This window comes from Stenotrophomonas lactitubi, assembly GCF_002803515.1.
GTDB lineage: Bacteria > Pseudomonadota > Gammaproteobacteria > Xanthomonadales > Xanthomonadaceae > Stenotrophomonas > Stenotrophomonas lactitubi.
Window position 1 is genome coordinate 258775 of the sequence record NZ_PHQX01000001.1, and the last position, 17901, is coordinate 276675.

The window sequence follows — 17901 nt, forward strand, 5'->3', positions numbered from 1 at the left end:
TAGCCGTCAAAGACCGCAGGTGCGGTCGTGGTATGCCGGCGACGGGCACGGAAGCTCGATTTGGCAGGGAGTCGCCGCCGGAGCAGCCACGAACGCTTAATCGATTCCCCGGAATCACCCTGCGTAGATGGTGCCCTTCTGGAGTTTTTCTGGTTCACGCACGTCTGGGGTTACCCAGGTTGGCCCACTCCAGGTCTAGAACGGCCCACCCCCCGGAACATCATTCCGATGTTCCCGGCGTCCAGGACGGATGCCGCACAGGACCGCACACGGCAGGAGCCGTAAGCGGAGTTCAATCGGAGGAGTGCAATGGCTCTCAATCTGTCCCAGAAGCAAGAAGTAGTCGCGGAGCTGGCAGACATCGCCGCCAAGGCCCACTCCTTGATCGCAGCCGAATACGCTGGCACCACGGTCGCTCAGATGACCGCGATGCGTAAGCAGGCTCGTGAAACCGGCGTTTTCTTGAAAGTTGTCAAGAACACCCTGGCGTCGCGTGCTGTTGAAGGCACCGAGTTCGCATGTGCACAGGACAAGCTCGTTGGTCCGCTGCTGTACGCGTTCTCGCTTGAGGAGCCCGGCGCTGCCGGTCGCCTGATCAAGGATGCCGCCAAGGGCAACGACAAGCTGCAGGCCAAGGTCGTCGCCATCGGCGGCGAAGTGTTCCCGGCAAGCCATGTCGACGTGTTGGCCTCGCTGCCGACCCGCGACCAGGCCCTGGCAATGCTGGCACGCGTCCTGACCGAGCCGGTCACGATGTTCGCCCGCGCCATCAAGGCAATCGGCGACAAGCAGAATGGTGGCGACGTCGCCGCCGACGCTGCTGAACCGGCCGCCGAGACCGCCTGAGTTTCGACTAATCGTGGTTCCTGACGGAACCTCAATCCAGAAAAACATCCAAAGGTAATTATCATGTCCCTTACCAACGAACAGATCGTCGACGCCATCGCCGAGAAGTCCCTGATGGAAGTGATGGAGCTGGTCAAGGCCATCGAAGAGAAGTTCGGCGTCTCCGCCGCTGCTCCGGTCGCCGCTGCTGTGGCTGGCCCGGCTGCCGTCGTTGAAGAGCAGACCGAATTCGTCGTCACCCTGAAGACCGCTGGCGACAAGAAGGTCGAAGTCATCAAGGCCGTCCGCGCCATCACCGGCCTGGGCCTGAAGGAAGCGAAGGACCTGGCCGAAGCCGGCGGCGTCCTGAAGGACAACGCTTCGAAGGACGAAGCCGAGAAGATGAAGAAGGACCTGGAAGCTGCTGGCGCGACTGTCGAAGTCAAGTAAGCACTTCCATTGCGTCGCCATCGAAATCCGGCGATGCAGCCAAGGCTGGGGGCGTAAGTCCCCGGCCTTTGGTCGTTGTTGTAGGGCCAGCCAATCGTGGCGCGGTTCTACGGAAATACGGTGAAAAAGCCCAACACGGGCTGCGGTCAAACCCTGGTCGGCCAGCGCAAAGCGCGGCGGCGGGGGAGTGGATGCAGACGAGTTGGCAGTTGGAAGTAGCGGGAGAAGGCGTGCTGGTGCCGGCAATACCAGCGACTTCCAACTGACAATTTCAAGTTCCCTTCGGGTCGTGGGCGCACGACTCGCACAACAAGGTGGAAGACCTCATGACGTCCTATTCGTTCACCGAAAAAAAGCGTATCCGCAAGGATTTCGGCAAGCAGCGTTCGATTCTCGAAGTGCCGTTCCTGCTCGCCATCCAGGTGGATTCCTACCGTGAATTCCTGCAGGAAAACGTCGATCCGGCCAAGCGCACGGACCACGGCCTGCACGCTGCACTGAAGTCGGTCTTCCCGATCGCCAGCTACAGCGGCAATGCTGCTCTGGAATACGTCGGCTACAAGCTGGGCGATCCGGTCTTCGACGAGCGTGAGTGCCGTCAGCGTGGCATGAGCTACGGTGCGCCGCTGCGCGTGACCGTGCGCCTGGTGATCTACGACCGCGAGTCGTCGACCAAGGCCATCAAGTACGTGAAGGAGCAGGAGGTCTACCTCGGCGAAATCCCGCTGATGACCGACAACGGCACCTTCATCGTCAACGGCACCGAGCGCGTCATCGTCTCGCAGCTGCACCGCTCGCCGGGCGTGTTCTTCGACCACGACCGTGGCAAGACCCACAGCTCGGGCAAGCTGCTGTACAGCGCCCGCATCATTCCTTACCGCGGCTCCTGGCTGGACTTCGAGTTCGACCCGAAGGACGCGCTGTTCACCCGTATCGACCGTCGCCGCAAGCTGCCGGTGTCGATCCTGCTGCGTGCGCTTGGCTACAGCAACGAAGAGATGCTGGCCGAGTTCTTCGAGATCAACACCTTCCACATCAACCCGGATGAAGGCGTCCAGCTGGAGCTGGTGCCGGAGCGCCTGCGCGGCGAAACCCTGGGCTTCGACCTCGCCGATGGCGACAAGGTCATCGTGGAAGCCGGCAAGCGCATCACCGCGCGCCACATCAAGCAGCTGGAAGCCTCGGGCATCGCCGCCCTGGCCGTGCCGGACGACTACATCGTCGGCCGCATCCTGTCGCACGACGTGGTCGATGCCTCGACCGGTGAACTGCTGGCCCAGGCCAACGACGAAATCACCGACGAGCAGCTGCAGAACTTCCGCAAGGCCGGCGTCGATGCAGTGGGCACCCTGTGGGTGAACGACCTGGATCGTGGCCCGTACCTGTCCAACACCCTGCGCATCGATCCGACCAAGACCCAGCTGGAAGCCCTGGTCGAGATCTACCGCATGATGCGTCCGGGCGAGCCGCCGACCAAGGATGCTGCGCAGAACCTGTTCCACAACCTGTTCTTCACCTTCGAGCGCTACGACCTGTCTGCAGTCGGCCGCATGAAGTTCAACCGTCGCGTGGGCCGCAAGGAAACCACCGGCGAAGCCGTGCTGTACGACCGCAAGTACTACGGCGAGCGCAACGACGAAGAGTCCAAGCGCCTGGTTGCCGCCCACGGCGACAGCTCGGACATCCTGGAAGTGATCAAGGTCCTGACCGAGATCCGCAACGGTCGTGGCGTGGTCGATGACATCGATCACCTGGGCAACCGTCGCGTGCGTTCGGTCGGTGAAATGGCCGAGAACGTGTTCCGCGTGGGCCTGGTCCGCGTCGAGCGCGCGGTCAAGGAACGCCTGTCGATGGCAGAGTCGGAAGGCCTGACCCCGCAGGAGCTGATCAACGCCAAGCCGGTGGCTGCGGCGATCAAGGAATTCTTCGGCTCCTCGCAGCTGTCGCAGTTCATGGATCAGAACAACCCGCTGTCGGAAGTGACCCACAAGCGTCGCGTCTCGGCCCTGGGCCCGGGCGGCCTGACCCGTGAGCGCGCCGGCTTCGAAGTGCGCGACGTGCACCCGACCCATTACGGCCGCGTCTGCACCATCGAAACGCCGGAAGGCCCGAACATCGGCCTGATCAACTCGCTGGCCGTGTACGCACGCACCAACCAGTACGGTTTCCTCGAGACCCCGTACCGCAAGGTCGTGGACGGCAAGGTCTTCGACGAAGTCGAGTTCCTGTCGGCCATCGAAGAAAACGAGTACGTCATCGCCCAGGCCAACGCCCTGACCGATGCCAACAGCGTGCTGACCGAGCAGTTCGTTCCCTGCCGTTACCAGGGCGAATCGCTGCTGAAGCCGCCGGCGGAAGTCCACTTCATGGACGTCTCGCCGATGCAGACCGTGTCGATCGCGGCTGCGCTGGTTCCGTTCCTGGAGCACGATGACGCCAACCGCGCACTGATGGGCGCGAACATGCAGCGTCAGGCTGTGCCGACTCTGCGTGCGCAGAAGCCGCTGGTCGGTACCGGCATCGAGCGCGCCGTGGCGCGTGACTCGGGCGTGACCGTGAATGCCCGTCGTGGTGGCGAGATCGTGCAGATCGATGCCGCCCGCATCGTGGTCAAGGTCAACGAAGTGGAAATCACCGACGCGACCGATGCCGGCGTCGACATCTACAACCTGATCAAGTACACCCGCTCCAACCAGAACACCTGCATCAACCAGCGTCCGCTGGTGGAAGTGGGCGACGTGGTGGCGCGTGGCGACGTGCTGGCTGACGGTCCGTCCACCGACATCGGTGAACTGGCCCTGGGCCAGAACATGCTGATCGCCTTCATGCCGTGGAACGGCTACAACTTCGAAGACTCCATCCTGCTCTCCGAGCGCGTGGTGGAAGAGGATCGCTACACCACGATCCACATCGAAGAGCTGACCTGCGTTGCGCGTGACACCAAGCTGGGGCCGGAGGAAATCTCCGCCGACATCCCGAACGTTTCCGAGCAGGCGCTGAACCGTCTGGACGAGAGCGGCGTGGTGTACATCGGTGCCGAAGTCCGCGCTGGTGACATCATGGTCGGCAAGGTCACCCCGAAGGGCGAAAGCCAGCTGACCCCGGAAGAGAAGCTGCTGCGCGCGATCTTCGGCGAGAAGGCTTCGGACGTGAAGGACAGCTCGCTGCGCGTGCCGCCGGGCATGGACGGCACCGTCATCGACGTGCAGGTCTTCACCCGCGATGGCATCGAGAAGGACAAGCGCGCTCGTCAGATCGAAGAATCTGAAATCAAGCGCGTCAAGAAGGACTTCGACGACCAGTTCCGCATCCTGGAAGCAGCCATCTACATGCGTCTGCGTTCGCAGATCGTGGGCAAGGTGGTCAACGGTGGCGCTGGCCTGAAGAAGGGCGACGTCATCTCCGACGCCTACCTGGATGGCCTGAAGAAGGCCGACTGGTTCGTGCTGCGCATGAAGGACGAGGACGCTGCCGAAGCCATCGAACGCGCACAGAAGCAGATCCAGGCGCACGAGAAGGAATTCGAGCGTCGCTTCGCCGACAAGCGCGGCAAGATCACCGCCGGCGACGACCTGGCTCCGGGCGTGCTGAAGATGGTCAAGGTGTTCCTGGCCGTGAAGCGCCGCATCCAGCCGGGCGACAAGATGGCAGGCCGCCACGGCAACAAGGGTGTGGTGTCCAACGTGGTGCCGGTCGAGGACATGCCGTACATGGCCTCGGGCGAAACCGTGGACATCGTGCTGAACCCGCTGGGCGTGCCGTCGCGTATGAACATCGGGCAGATCCTGGAAGTGCACCTGGGCTGGGCTGCCAAGGGTCTGGGTCGCAAGATCCAGGCGATGCTGGAAGCCCAGGCGGCGGTCGCCGACCTGCGCAAGTTCCTGGACGACATCTACAACCACGATGACACCAACGTGGCCAACCGTGTCGACCTGTCGCAGTTCAGCGACGAGGAACTGCTGCGCCTGGCCCGCAACCTGTTCGACGGCGTGCCGATGGCCACCCCGGTGTTCGACGGCGCCACCGAAGCGGAAATCAAGCGCATGCTGGAACTGGCCGACCTGCCGAGCAGTGGCCAGACCCAGCTGTATGACGGCCGCACCGGTGAAGCCTTCGATCGCCACACCACCGTGGGCTACATGCACTACCTGAAGCTGAACCACCTGGTCGACGACAAGATGCACGCCCGTTCGACCGGTCCGTACTCGCTCGTCACCCAGCAGCCGCTGGGCGGCAAGGCGCAGTTCGGCGGCCAGCGCTTCGGTGAAATGGAAGTCTGGGCGCTGGAAGCCTACGGCGCGGCCTACACCCTGCAGGAAATGCTGACGGTGAAGTCCGATGACGTGCAGGGCCGCAACCAGATGTACAAGAACATCGTCGACGGTGAGCACGAGATGGTCGCTGGCATGCCGGAATCCTTCAACGTGCTTGTGAAGGAAATCCGCTCGCTGGCCATCAACATGGAACTGGAAGACAACTGATCCATGCCGGCGCGGCGGTCAACGCCGCCGCGCCGCTGGCAGTCAACTGAAAGCCCATCGACACAGCATTCCTCCTTCTGGAGAACACCATGAAAGACCTGCTCAACCTCTTCAACCAGCAGCGCCAGACGCTGGACTTCGACGCGATCAAGATCGCGCTGGCTTCGCCGGACCTGATCCGTTCGTGGTCCTTCGGCGAAGTGAAGAAGCCGGAAACCATCAACTACCGTACCTTCAAGCCGGAACGTGACGGCCTGTTCTGCGCCGCCATCTTCGGACCGGTCAAGGACTACGAGTGCCTGTGCGGCAAGTACAAGCGCATGAAGCACCGCGGCGTGGTCTGCGAGAAGTGCGGCACCGAAGTGACCCTGGCCAAGGTGCGTCGTGAGCGCATGGGCCACATCGACCTGGCTTCGCCGGTCGCGCACATCTGGTTCCTGAAGTCGCTGCCGTCGCGCATCGGCCTGATGCTGGACATGACCCTGCGCGATATCGAGCGCGTGCTGTACTTCGAAGCCTACGTGGTGACCGAGCCGGGCCTGACCGCCCTGGAGCGCCGCCAGCTGCTGACCGAAGAACAGTACCTGCAGGCCCGCCAGGAGCACGGTGACGACTTCGATGCCGCCATGGGCGCCGAGGCCGTGTACGAACTGCTGCGCACCATCGACCTGCAGTCGGAAATGACCCGCCTGCGCGAAGAGATCGCCAGCACCGGTTCGGAAACCAAGCTCAAGCGACTGACCAAGCGCATCAAGCTGATCGAAGCCTTCCTGGAATCGGGCAACCGTCCGGAGTGGATGGTCATGACCGTCCTGCCGGTGCTGCCGCCGGACCTGCGTCCGCTGGTTCCGCTGGATGGTGGCCGCTTCGCGACCTCCGATCTGAACGACCTGTACCGCCGCGTCATCAACCGCAACAACCGCCTGCGCCGCCTGCTCGAACTGAGCGCGCCGGACATCATCGTGCGCAATGAAAAGCGCATGCTGCAGGAATCGGTCGATGCGCTGCTGGACAACGGCCGTCGCGGCCGTGCCATCACCGGCACCAACAAGCGCCCGCTGAAGTCGCTGGCCGACATGATCAAGGGCAAGCAGGGTCGCTTCCGTCAGAACCTGCTCGGCAAGCGCGTCGACTACTCGGGCCGTTCGGTCATCGTGGTCGGTCCGTACCTGCGCCTGCACCAGTGCGGCCTGCCGAAGAAGATGGCGCTCGAACTGTTCAAGCCGTTCGTGTTCGCCAAGCTGCAGCGTCGTGGCCTGGCCACCACCATCAAGGCCGCCAAGAAGCTGGTCGAGCGCGAAGAAGCCGAAGTCTGGGACATCCTGGAAGAGGTCATCCGCGAGCATCCGGTGATGCTGAACCGTGCGCCGACCCTGCACCGTCTGGGCATCCAGGCCTTCGAGCCGGTCCTGATCGAAGGCAAGGCCATCCAGCTGCACCCGCTGGTCTGCACCGCGTTCAACGCCGACTTCGACGGTGACCAGATGGCCGTCCACGTGCCGCTCTCGCTGGAAGCCCAGCTGGAAGCGCGTGCGCTGATGATGTCGACCAACAACATCCTGTCGCCGGCCAACGGCGAGCCGATCATCGTGCCGTCGCAGGACGTCGTGCTGGGTCTGTACTACATGACCCGCTCGCTGGAAAACAAGAAGGGCGAGGGCATGGCCTTCGCCAACATCGCCGAAGTCAAGCGCGCCTACGACAACCGCGTGGTGGAACTGCACGCGCGCGTCAAGGTCCGCATCACCGAGGTGGTGACCGACGAGGAAGGCAACAAGCAGAGCAAGACCTCGATCGTGGATACCACCATCGGTCGCGCCCTGCTGGCTGAAATCCTGCCGGAAGGCCTGCCGTTCGCGCTGGCCAACACCGAGCTGACCAAGAAGAACATCAGCCGCCTGATCAACTCCAGCTACCGTCAGCTGGGTCTGAAGGACACGGTCGTGTTCGCCGACAAGCTGATGTACACCGGCTTCGCCTACGCGACCCGTGCCGGCGTCTCGATCGGCATCGACGACATGCTGATCCCGGACGAGAAGAAGGGCATCCTCACCGAGGCCGAAGCCGAAGTGCTGGAAATCCAGGAGCAGTACCAGTCGGGCCTGGTCACCGCCGGCGAGCGCTACAACAAGGTGGTCGACATCTGGTCGCGCACCAATGAGCGCATCGCCAAGGCGATGATGGACACCATCGGTACCGAGAAGGTCATCAATGCCAAGGGCGAGACCATCGACCAGAAGTCGATGAACTCCCTGTACATCATGGCCGACTCCGGTGCGCGAGGCAGCCAGGCGCAGATCCGTCAGCTGGCCGGCATGCGTGGCCTGATGGCCCGTCCCGATGGCTCGATCATCGAGACGCCCATCAAGGCGAACTTCCGCGAAGGCCTGAACGTGCAGGAGTACTTCAACTCCACCCACGGTGCCCGTAAGGGTCTGGCCGATACCGCGCTGAAGACCGCGAACTCGGGTTACCTGACCCGTCGTCTGGTCGACGTGGCGCAGGACGTGGTGATCACCGAGGTGGACTGCGGTACCTCCGAAGGCCTGATCATGACCCCGATCGTTGAAGGCGGCGACGTGGTCGAGCCGTTGAAGGATCGCGTGCTGGGTCGCGTGGTTGCCGAGGACGTGTTCCTGCCGGGCAACGACGAAGATCCGATCGTCACCCGCAACACCCTGCTGGACGAAGCATGGGTCGCCAAGCTTGAAGAGGCCAGCGTGCAGACCATCAAGGTCCGCTCGACGATCTCCTGCGAATCGGCCTTCGGCGTCTGCGGTCGCTGCTACGGCCGCGATCTGGCCCGTGGCCACCTGGTCAACATCGGTGAAGCAGTCGGCGTCATCGCCGCCCAGTCCATCGGTGAGCCGGGTACCCAGCTGACGATGCGTACGTTCCACATCGGTGGTGCGGCATCGCGAGCTGCTGCGGTCGACAACATCACCGTCAAGACCACCGGCTCGGTCAAGTTCAGCAACCTCAAGTCGGTTTCCCATGCCAACGGCTCGCTGGTCGCGGTGTCGCGCTCGGGCGAAATGTCGGTGCTCGATGCGCACGGCCGTGAGCGTGAGCGTTACAAGCTGCCGTACGGCGCAACCATCACCTCCAAGGACGGTGATGCGGTCAAGGCTGGCCAGACCGTGGCCAACTGGGATCCGCATAACCACCCGATCGTTTCGGAAGTGGCTGGTTTCATCCGCTTCATCGACTTCGTCGACGGCATCACCGTCATCGAGAAGACCGATGAGCTGACCGGCCTGGCGTCGCGCGAAATCACCGACCCGAAGCGCCGCGGCGCCCAGGCGAAGGATCTGCGCCCGATCGTCCGCATCGTCGATGGCAAGGGCAACGACCTGTCTATTCCGGGCACCGACCTGCCGGCGCAGTACCTGCTGCCGCCGCGCTCCATCGTCAACCTGCAGGACGGCGCTGCCGTCGGCGTGGGTGACGTGGTTGCCAAGATCCCGCAGGAAGCGTCCAAGACCCGCGACATCACCGGTGGTCTGCCGCGCGTGGCCGATCTGTTCGAAGCGCGCAAGCCGAAGGATCCGGCGGTGCTGGCCGAGCGTTCGGGCATCATCAGCTTCGGCAAGGACACCAAGGGCAAGCAGCGCCTGATCATCAAGGACACCGATGGTTCGGAACACGAAGAGCTGATTCCGAAGTACCGTCAGGTCATCGTGTTCGAAGGTGAGCACGTGACCAAGGGCGAAACCATCGTCGACGGCGAGCCGAGCCCGCAGGACATCCTGCGTCTGCTGGGCGTCGAGCCGCTGGCCGCCTACCTGGTCAAGGAAATCCAGGACGTGTACCGCCTGCAGGGCGTGAAGATCAACGACAAGCACATCGAGGTGATCACCCGCCAGATGCTGCGCAAGGTCGAGATCACCGATCAGGGCAGCAGCAAGTTCCTGAACGGCGAACAGGTCGAGCGCCAGCGCGTCATCGAGGAAAATGCACGCCTGACCACCCGCAACGAGCTGATCGCTCGTTTCGATCCGGTCCTGCTGGGCATCACCAAGGCCTCGCTGGCAACCGAGTCGTTCATCTCGGCCGCTTCCTTCCAGGAAACCACCCGTGTGCTGACCGAGGCTGCCGTCCGCGGCACCAAGGACAACCTGCGCGGCCTGAAGGAAAACGTGATCGTCGGCCGTCTGATCCCGGCCGGTACCGGTCTGTCCTACCACGCCAACCGCCGCCGCAACGCGAGCGGGCTGACCGATTCGGAAATGCAGACCCTGTCGGGCACCCCGGTAGCTGCACCGGCCGTCGTGGCCGTGGCTGCGCCGGAAGTGGTGGTGGAATCGACCGACGCCGAGCAGGCCGAGGATTGATCGGCGGGTCCGGCTCCGGCCGGACCTCGATCGGGCAGGGGACGGCCATCGGCCGGTCCCTGCCGGACAAGCATCACGCAGGACCGGTTCCGGCCGGAACTGCACTCGAGGGCACAGGCCGCTGGTCTGTTCGCCTTCGATGAGGTAGGATGCCGCCCGGCCCAGCGATGGGTCGGACGACAACCTGAACGGGGGGCATGGAGAAGGCTCCCCTGTAACGGCCCAGGATCAGGGCTGGCTTGGCGTGTGCGCATTTGACCGCGTTTTCGCCAGGTTGCTACAATCGTCTGTCTCAGCAGGCCGGTTTTTCGCCTGCTCGCACATATCCGCATTCATGGCCGGTTTTTTTCGGCCTCTCTCAGAAGAACATACTGATGGCGACGATCAATCAGCTTGTCCGCAAGCCGCGGCAGGCAACCACTTATAAGAGCGCCTCGCCGGCTCTCGAAAAGTGCCCCCAGCGCCGTGGCGTCTGCACGCGCGTTTACACCACTACTCCGAAGAAGCCGAACTCGGCGCTTCGCAAGGTTGCCAAGGTTCGCCTGACCAACCAGGAAGAAGTGATTTCCTACATCGGCGGTGAAGGTCACAACCTGCAGGAACACTCCGTGGTCCTGATCCGTGGCGGTCGCGTCAAGGATCTGCCGGGTGTGCGTTACCACACCGTTCGTGGTTCGCTCGACGCCTCCGGCGTTGCCAAGCGTCGCCAGGGCCGTTCCAAGTACGGCGCCAAGCGTCCGAAGAGCTAAGGGAAAGCACACATGTCTCGTAAAGGTAATACGCCGCAGCGCGCAGTCCTGCCGGATCCGAAGCACGGAAGCGAAACCATCGCCCGTTTCATCAACATGGTGATGCTGAGCGGCAAGAAGTCGGTCGCTGAAAAGATCGTCTATGGCGCCATGGACGTGATCGGTGAGAAGAACCCGAATTCCGTCGAGCTGGTTCAGAAGGCTCTGGAAAACGTGGCTCCGTCGGTCGAAGTCAAGTCCCGCCGTGTCGGTGGTGCCACCTATCAGGTGCCGGTCGAAGTGCGCGCCTCGCGCAAGATGGCCCTGGCCATGCGTTGGCTGATCGACTCCGCGCGCAAGCGTGGTGAGAACACCATGCCGAAGAAGCTGGCCGCTGAACTGATCGACGCTGCGGAAAACCGTGGCGGCGCCATCAAGAAGCGCGAAGAAACCCACCGCATGGCCGAAGCCAACAAGGCATTCGCCCACTACCGCTGGTGAGTTTGACGGCCTTGTAAAACAGGCAGGGCAGCACCATTTCGGTGCTGCCTCGCGGCCCCAGAAGGGCTGCGCCAATCCGAAGGCCGCCGAAAGGCGGCGTTCGGCCATCCGAAATCCAAGAAATCTGAGAGGCTCCCCGTGGCCCGTTCCACTCCCATCGAGCGTTACCGCAATTTCGGCATCATGGCTCACATCGATGCCGGCAAGACCACCACGTCCGAGCGCATCCTGTTCTACACCGGCAAGAGCCACAAGATCGGTGAAGTGCATGACGGCGCCGCCACCATGGACTGGATGGAGCAGGAGCAGGAGCGTGGCATCACGATCCAGTCCGCTGCGACCACCGCGTTCTGGAAGGGCATGGACAAGTCCCTGCCGGAGCACCGCTTCAACATCATCGACACCCCCGGGCACGTCGACTTCACCATCGAAGTGGAGCGCTCGCTGCGCGTGCTCGACGGTGCCGTCTTCGTGCTGTGTGCCGTCGGTGGCGTGCAGCCGCAGTCGGAAACCGTGTGGCGCCAGGCCAACCGTTACAAGGTGCCGCGCATCGCGTTCGTCAACAAGATGGACCGCACCGGCGCCAACTTCACCAAGGTTGTCGGCCAGCTGAAGGCGAAGCTGGGCGCCAAGGCCGTTCCGATGCAGCTGCCGATCGGCGCTGAGGAAGGCTTCAAGGGCGTCGTCGATCTGCTGAAGATGAAGGCCATCCATTGGGATGAAGCCTCGCAGGGCATGAAGTTCGAGTACAGCGATGTGCCGGCCGACCTGCTGGCTGAAGCGACCGAAGCCCGTACCTTCATGATCGAAGCGGCTGCCGAAGCCAGCGAAGAGCTGATGGACAAGTACCTGGGCGGCGATGAGCTGACCGAGGCCGAGATCATCGAAGCCCTGCGCGTGCGCACCCTGGCCACCGACATCGTGCCGATGTACTGCGGCTCGGCGTTCAAGAACAAGGGCGTGCAGGCCATGCTGGACGGCGTGATCCAGCTGCTGCCGTCGCCGATCGACGTGCCGGACGTGACCGGTACCGACGTTGACGATGAAACCAAGGAAATGAGCCGCAAGTCTGACGACAAGGCTCCCTTCTCGGCCCTGGCCTTCAAGATCATCACCGATCCGTTCGTCGGCGCGCTGACCTTCTTCCGTGTCTACTCGGGCACGTTGAATGCAGGCGACCAGCTGCTGAACTCGGTGAAGGGCAAGAAGGAGCGCATCGGCCGTATCCTGCAGATGCACTCCAACAACCGCGAAGAAATCAAGGAAGTTCTGGCCGGCGACATCGCCGCTGCCGTGGGCCTGAAGGACACCACCACGGGTGACACCCTGTGCTCCATGGATCAGCCGATCATCCTCGAGCGCATGGTGTTCCCGGAGCCGGTCATCTCGATGGCCGTCGAGCCGAAGACCAAGTCCGACCAGGAAAAGATGGGTCTGGCACTGGGTCGTCTGGCGCAGGAAGATCCGTCGTTCCGCGTCAAGACCGACGAAGAATCCGGCCAGACCATCATCTCGGGCATGGGCGAGCTGCACCTGGACATCATCGTTGACCGCATGAAGCGCGAGTTCAACGTTGAAGCCAACGTCGGCAAGCCGCAGGTGGCGTACCGCGAAACGATCACCCTGTCGGACGTGAAGTCGGACTACAAGCACGCCAAGCAGTCCGGTGGTAAGGGTCAGTACGGTCACGTCGTGATCGAGCTGTCGCCGATCACCGATGCCGATCGTGCAGATCCGAAGATCGCCCCGGGCATCAAGGACGACTTCCTGTTCATCAACGACATCACCGGTGGCGTGATTCCGAAGGAATTCATCCCGTCGATCGAAAAGGGCCTGCGCGAAACCATCACCAGCGGTCCGCTGGCTGGCTTCCCGGTCGTGGACGTCAAGGTGAAGCTGGTGTTCGGCTCGTACCACGACGTCGACTCCTCGGAAATGGCGTTCAAGCTCGCTTCCTCGATGGCCTTCAAGGAAGGCTTCCGCAAGGCCAAGCCGGTCCTGCTGGAGCCGATCATGAAGGTCGAGATCGTGACCCCGGAGGATTACCAGGGTGACGTGATGGGCGACGTCAGCCGTCGTCGCGGCGTTCTGCAGGGTTCTGATACCACCGGTGACGGTTCGGCCAGCATCATCAACGCGATGATCCCGCTGGGCGAAATGTTTGGCTACGCGACCTCGCTGCGTTCGCAGACCCAGGGCCGCGCCACCTTCACGATGGAATTTGACCACTACGAGCCGGCGCCGAACAACATCGCCGACGAAGTCATGAAGAAGGCCTGAGCGTAACGCTCAGGTCCTCCAAACCACTTACGAACTAAAAGGTAGAAAGAAATGGCAAAGGGTAAGTTCGAGCGCACCAAGCCGCACGTCAACGTCGGCACCATCGGTCACGTCGATCACGGCAAGACCACGCTGACCGCCGCACTGACCAAGATCGGTGCCGAGCGCTTCGGTGGCGAGTTCAAGGATTACTCCGCGATCGACGCCGCGCCGGAAGAAAAGGCACGTGGCATCACGATCTCGACCGCGCACGTCGAATACGAATCCACCGTTCGTCACTACGCCCACGTCGATTGCCCGGGCCATGCTGACTACGTCAAGAACATGATCACCGGTGCTGCCCAGATGGACGGCGCGATCCTGGTGTGCTCGGCCGCTGACGGCCCGATGCCGCAGACCCGCGAGCACATCCTGCTGTCGCGTCAGGTCGGCGTGCCGTACATCGTCGTGTTCCTGAACAAGGCCGACATGGTTGACGATGCCGAGCTGCTGGAACTGGTTGAAATGGAAGTCCGCGAGCTGCTGAGCAAGTACGACTTCCCGGGCGACGACACCCCGATCATCTCGGGTTCGGCCCGCCTGGCGCTGGAAGGCGACCAGAGCGACATCGGCGTGCCGGCCGTCATCAAGCTGGTCGAGGCGCTGGACACCTGGATCCCGACCCCGGAGCGTGACGTCGACAAGGCATTCCTGATGCCGGTCGAAGACGTGTTCTCGATCTCGGGCCGTGGCACCGTGGTCACCGGTCGTATCGAGCGCGGCGTGATCAAGGTCGGCGAAGAAATCGAAATCGTCGGCATCCGTCCGGTGCAGAAGACCACCGTGACCGGCGTGGAAATGTTCCGCAAGCTGCTGGACCAGGGTCAGGCAGGCGACAACGCCGGTCTGCTGCTGCGCGGCACCAAGCGTGACGACGTCGAGCGTGGCCAGGTTCTGGCCAAGCCGGGTTCGATCAAGCCGCACACCAAGTTCGACGCCGAAGTCTACGTGCTGTCGAAGGACGAAGGCGGCCGTCACACCCCGTTCTTCAAGGGCTACCGTCCGCAGTTCTACTTCCGTACCACCGACATCACCGGTGCGGTCGAGCTGCCGGAAGGCGTCGAGATGGTGATGCCGGGCGACAACATCAAGATGGTTGTCACCCTGATCAACCCGGTCGCCATGGACGCCGGCCTGCGCTTCGCGATCCGCGAAGGTGGCCGTACCGTCGGTGCTGGCGTGGTTGCCACCATCCTCGAGTAATCTGTTAGACTCTGCGCCCCGATGTTGCCTGGGTAGGGCATCGGGGCGTATCAAACGGGAAAGTAGGCACAGGATGTGCCTTGTGTTCCCCGGACCAGGAAGGGTCAATGCCATTCAGGCGGCGTCAACAGGAGACTGTTGACAGCTGCCTTGCGTGCCATTATGCTTCTCCGTCTGGGCAGGCCGGTTTCACGGGTCTGCCTATGCTTTTGGGGTCTACGGATTGACCTTGTCGGCCTGCGGGAATGCGGGCCGTCTGTATTCAGGGATTTCATGGGGCAAAGCAACCCAGAGGCTTTGTCTGTCGCTCTTTTATCGAAGGAACCTACCGCCATGGCGGACCAAAAGATCCGGATCCGGCTGAAAGCGTTCGATCATCGTCTGATCGACCGTTCGGCCAGCGAGATCGTTGAGACGGCGAAGCGGACCGGCGCGCAAGTGCGTGGCCCGATCCCGCTGCCGACCAAGATCGAGCGTTACACCATCCTCGTCTCCCCGCACGTCGACAAGGACGCGCGTGACCAGTACGAGACCCGCACGCACAAGCGCGTGCTCGATATCGTTGACCCGAATGACAAGACCGTGGACGCGCTGATGAAGCTCGAACTGGCTGCCGGCGTCGACGTTCAGATCAAGCTGACCTGAGGACTACGACCATGACGAAGAAATATTCGTTGGGCTTCGTGGGCCGCAAGGCTGGCATGAGCCGCGTGTTCACCGAAGATGGCCGTTCCATCCCGGTGACCCTGATCGAAGCAACCCCCAACCGCATCGCGCAGATCAAGACCGTCGAAGCTGACGGCTACAGCGCCGTGCAGGTGACCGTCGGCGCGCGTCGCGCTGCCCTGGTCAACAAGCCGGAAGCCGGCCACTTCGCCAAGGCGAAGGTGGAAGCGGGTCGTGGCCTGTGGGAATTCCGCGTTGAAGACGCCCAGCTCGGCGATTTCGCCGTTGGTGGCGAAGTCAAGGCGGACATCTTTGAAGTCGGCCAGATCGTCGACGTCCAGGGTGTCACCAAGGGTAAGGGCTTCCAGGGCACCATCAAGCGCTACAACTTCCGCATGGGTGACGCTACCCACGGCAACTCGCTGTCGCATCGCGCGCCGGGTTCGCTGGGTCAGCGCCAGACGCCCGGCCGCGTGTTCCCGGGCAAGAAGATGTCCGGTCACATGGGCTCGGTGCAGCAGAGCACCCAGAACCTGGAAGTTGTCAAGGTCGACGTCGAACGCGGTCTGATCGCGGTTCGCGGCGCCGTTCCGGGCGCGGCGGGTGGCGACGTGATCGTCCGTCCGGCGAGCAAGGCATAAGGAGAGATGACGATGGAACTCGTTATCACGGGTAGCAATAACAAGGTCTCGGTCTCCGACGCCGTGTTCGGTCGCGATTTCAGCGAAGATCTGGTTCACCAGGTTGTCGTTGCTTACCGCAACGCCGGTCGCGCCGGCACCAAGGCGCAGAAGACTCGCTCCGAAGTGGCAGGTACCACCAAGAAGTCGAAGAAGCAGAAGGGCGGCGGCGCGCGTCATGGCGCACTGACGGCTCCGATCTTCGTCGGCGGCGGTGTCACCTTCGCGGCAAAGCCGCGCAGCTTCGAGCAGAAGGTCAATCGTAAGCAGTACCGTGCCGCCATGTGCGCGATCCTGTCCGAGCTGAACCGTCAGGGCCGTCTGACCATCGTGGAGTCCTTCGATGTCGAAGCGACCAACACGAAGGCTCTGATCGCCAAGCTGGCCGGCCTGGAAGTGGGCAAGCGCCCGCTGATCGTCACTGAAGAAGCCTCCGAGCACCTGTACCTGTCGGCGCGCAACATTCCCTACGTGGAAGTGCGTGACGTCCAGGGCCTGGATCCGGTGTCGCTGGTCGGTGCCGACACGGTCGTCATCACCGCTGACGCGGTCAAGAAGGTCGAGGAGTGGCTGGCATGAACAGCAACGAAAAAATCTTCAGCGTGCTGCTCGCCCCGCGTGTCTCCGAAAAGACCGCGCGCCTGCAGGAACTCTCCAATCAGTACGTCTTCGAAATTTCGAACGAAGCCACCAAGGCCGATGTAAAGGCCGCGGTTGAGCAGCTGTTCGACGTCAAGGTCGAAGCAGTCAACGTGGTCAACGTCAAGGGCAAGAACAAGTCCTTCCGTAACCGTGCTGGCCGCCGCGGCGATTGGCGCAAGGCGTACGTTCGCCTGGCCGACGGCCAGTCGATCGATGTAACGGCCAAGGCCTGAGGTACATCCCATGCCATTGATGAAATTCAAGCCCACTTCTCCCGGCCGCCGTTCGGCCGTGCGCGTGGTTACTCCCGACCTGTACAAGGGCGCTCCGCATGCCCCGCTGGTCGAGTCGCAGAGCCGTTCGGGTGGTCGCAACCACCACGGCCGCATCACCGTGCGTCACGTCGGTGGTGGCCACAAGCAGCACTACCGCCTGATTGACTTCAAGCGCAACAAGCTGGGCATCCCGGCGCGCGTGGAACGCATCGAATACGATCCGAACCGCACCGCCCACATCGCTCTGCTGTGCTACGTCGACGGCGAGCGCCGCTACATCATCGCCCCGAAGGGTCTGAAGGCTGGTGATCAGGTGATCGCTGGTTCGGATGCTCCGATCAAGGCGGGCAACACCCTGCCGCTGCGCAACATCCCGGTCGGTACCACCATCCACTGCATCGAGCTGAAGCCGGGCAAGGGCGCTCAGATCGCCCGCGCTGCAGGTGCTGCCGTGCAGCTGGTTGCTCGTGAAGGCATCTACGCCACCCTGCGCCTGCGCTCGGGTGAAATGCGCAAGGTTCCGGTTGAGTGCTGCGCAACCATCGGCGAAGTCGGCAACGACGAGCACAGCCTGGAAAAGCTGGGCAAGGCCGGTGCCAAGCGCTGGCGCGGCGTCCGCCCGACCGTTCGTGGTGCTGCCATGAACCCGGTTGACCACCCGCACGGTGGTGGTGAGGCGAAGGCCGGCCAGGGTAACCCGCATCCGGTCACCCCGTGGGGTGTTCCGACCAAGGGTTACAAGACGCGCCATAACAAGCGCACTCAGCAGTTCATCGTCCGCGATCGTAGGGGCTAAT

At 62.8% G+C, this 17901-nt stretch carries 13 protein-coding genes; all 13 read left to right on the plus strand.

Annotation, left to right across the window (positions count from 1 at the left end; genetic code table 11):
- The first annotated feature begins 309 nt into the window (after positions 1–309).
- The 13 genes from rplJ to rplB all read left to right on the plus strand — a co-directional run bounded on the left by rplJ (position 310) and on the right by rplB (position 17900).
- Positions 310–846 carry a 50S ribosomal protein L10 gene (rplJ, locus tag CR156_RS01150; protein ID WP_089238991.1) on the plus strand — a complete coding sequence of 179 codons (537 nt, stop codon included), beginning with the start codon at positions 310–312 and terminating at the stop codon, positions 844–846.
- A gap of 63 nt (positions 847–909) precedes the next feature.
- Positions 910–1275 (plus strand): 50S ribosomal protein L7/L12, encoded by a 366-nt coding sequence (rplL, locus tag CR156_RS01155; protein ID WP_025879347.1) that lies wholly within the window; start codon positions 910–912, stop codon positions 1273–1275.
- A gap of 326 nt (positions 1276–1601) precedes the next feature.
- Complete coding sequence (gene rpoB, locus CR156_RS01160) at positions 1602–5756, plus strand: DNA-directed RNA polymerase subunit beta (RefSeq protein WP_100551642.1); 4155 nt, start codon at positions 1602–1604, stop codon at positions 5754–5756.
- Between the two features lie 89 nt (positions 5757–5845).
- Positions 5846–10090, plus strand: a complete 4245-nt coding sequence (rpoC, locus tag CR156_RS01165) for a DNA-directed RNA polymerase subunit beta' (RefSeq protein WP_100551643.1) — start codon at positions 5846–5848, stop codon at positions 10088–10090.
- 374 nt (positions 10091–10464) lie between these two features.
- Positions 10465–10839 (plus strand): 30S ribosomal protein S12, encoded by a 375-nt coding sequence (rpsL, locus tag CR156_RS01170; RefSeq protein WP_025879344.1) that lies wholly within the window; start codon positions 10465–10467, stop codon positions 10837–10839.
- 12 nt (positions 10840–10851) lie between these two features.
- The gene (gene rpsG, locus CR156_RS01175; RefSeq protein WP_089238997.1) at positions 10852–11319 is read left to right on the plus strand and encodes a 30S ribosomal protein S7; all 468 of its coding nucleotides are present in this window, start codon (positions 10852–10854) and stop codon (positions 11317–11319) included.
- Positions 11320–11457: 138 nt separating this feature from the next.
- Positions 11458–13599, plus strand: a complete 2142-nt coding sequence (gene fusA / locus CR156_RS01180; RefSeq protein ID WP_100551644.1) for an elongation factor G — start codon at positions 11458–11460, stop codon at positions 13597–13599.
- A gap of 51 nt (positions 13600–13650) precedes the next feature.
- Positions 13651–14841, plus strand: coding sequence for an elongation factor Tu (gene tuf, locus CR156_RS01185; RefSeq protein ID WP_089238985.1), 1191 nt, complete (start codon positions 13651–13653; stop codon positions 14839–14841).
- A gap of 333 nt (positions 14842–15174) precedes the next feature.
- On the plus strand, positions 15175–15486 hold the full coding sequence (gene rpsJ / locus CR156_RS01190; RefSeq protein WP_010341589.1) for a 30S ribosomal protein S10: 312 nt from the start codon (positions 15175–15177) through the stop codon (positions 15484–15486).
- Between the two features lie 11 nt (positions 15487–15497).
- Positions 15498–16148, plus strand: a complete 651-nt coding sequence (rplC, locus tag CR156_RS01195; RefSeq protein WP_049470484.1) for a 50S ribosomal protein L3 — start codon at positions 15498–15500, stop codon at positions 16146–16148.
- Between the two features lie 12 nt (positions 16149–16160).
- Positions 16161–16766 carry a 50S ribosomal protein L4 gene (gene rplD / locus CR156_RS01200; RefSeq protein ID WP_025879302.1) on the plus strand — a complete coding sequence of 202 codons (606 nt, stop codon included), beginning with the start codon at positions 16161–16163 and terminating at the stop codon, positions 16764–16766.
- Positions 16763–17062 (plus strand): 50S ribosomal protein L23, encoded by a 300-nt coding sequence (gene rplW / locus CR156_RS01205; protein WP_025879303.1) that lies wholly within the window; start codon positions 16763–16765, stop codon positions 17060–17062. The genes rplD and rplW overlap by 4 nt, the downstream gene beginning before the upstream one ends.
- A 10-nt stretch (positions 17063–17072) precedes the next feature.
- On the plus strand, positions 17073–17900 hold the full coding sequence (rplB, locus tag CR156_RS01210; RefSeq protein ID WP_099819139.1) for a 50S ribosomal protein L2: 828 nt from the start codon (positions 17073–17075) through the stop codon (positions 17898–17900).
- Position 17901: the final 1 nt, after the last annotated feature.

Coding starts and splice junctions, on each gene's coding strand:
- rplC (WP_049470484.1), top strand. CDS start 15,498: ATGACGAAGAAATATTCGTTGGGCTTCGTGGGCCGCAAGGCTGGCATG.
- rplD (WP_025879302.1), top strand. CDS start 16,161: ATGGAACTCGTTATCACGGGTAGCAATAACAAGGTCTCGGTCTCCGAC.
- rpsL (WP_025879344.1), top strand. CDS start 10,465: ATGGCGACGATCAATCAGCTTGTCCGCAAGCCGCGGCAGGCAACCACT.
- rplW (WP_025879303.1), top strand. CDS start 16,763: ATGAACAGCAACGAAAAAATCTTCAGCGTGCTGCTCGCCCCGCGTGTC.
- rplJ (WP_089238991.1), top strand. CDS start 310: ATGGCTCTCAATCTGTCCCAGAAGCAAGAAGTAGTCGCGGAGCTGGCA.
- rpsJ (WP_010341589.1), top strand. CDS start 15,175: ATGGCGGACCAAAAGATCCGGATCCGGCTGAAAGCGTTCGATCATCGT.
- rpsG (WP_089238997.1), top strand. CDS start 10,852: ATGTCTCGTAAAGGTAATACGCCGCAGCGCGCAGTCCTGCCGGATCCG.
- rplB (WP_099819139.1), top strand. CDS start 17,073: ATGCCATTGATGAAATTCAAGCCCACTTCTCCCGGCCGCCGTTCGGCC.
- rpoC (WP_100551643.1), top strand. CDS start 5,846: ATGAAAGACCTGCTCAACCTCTTCAACCAGCAGCGCCAGACGCTGGAC.
- tuf (WP_089238985.1), top strand. CDS start 13,651: ATGGCAAAGGGTAAGTTCGAGCGCACCAAGCCGCACGTCAACGTCGGC.
- rplL (WP_025879347.1), top strand. CDS start 910: ATGTCCCTTACCAACGAACAGATCGTCGACGCCATCGCCGAGAAGTCC.
- rpoB (WP_100551642.1), top strand. CDS start 1,602: ATGACGTCCTATTCGTTCACCGAAAAAAAGCGTATCCGCAAGGATTTC.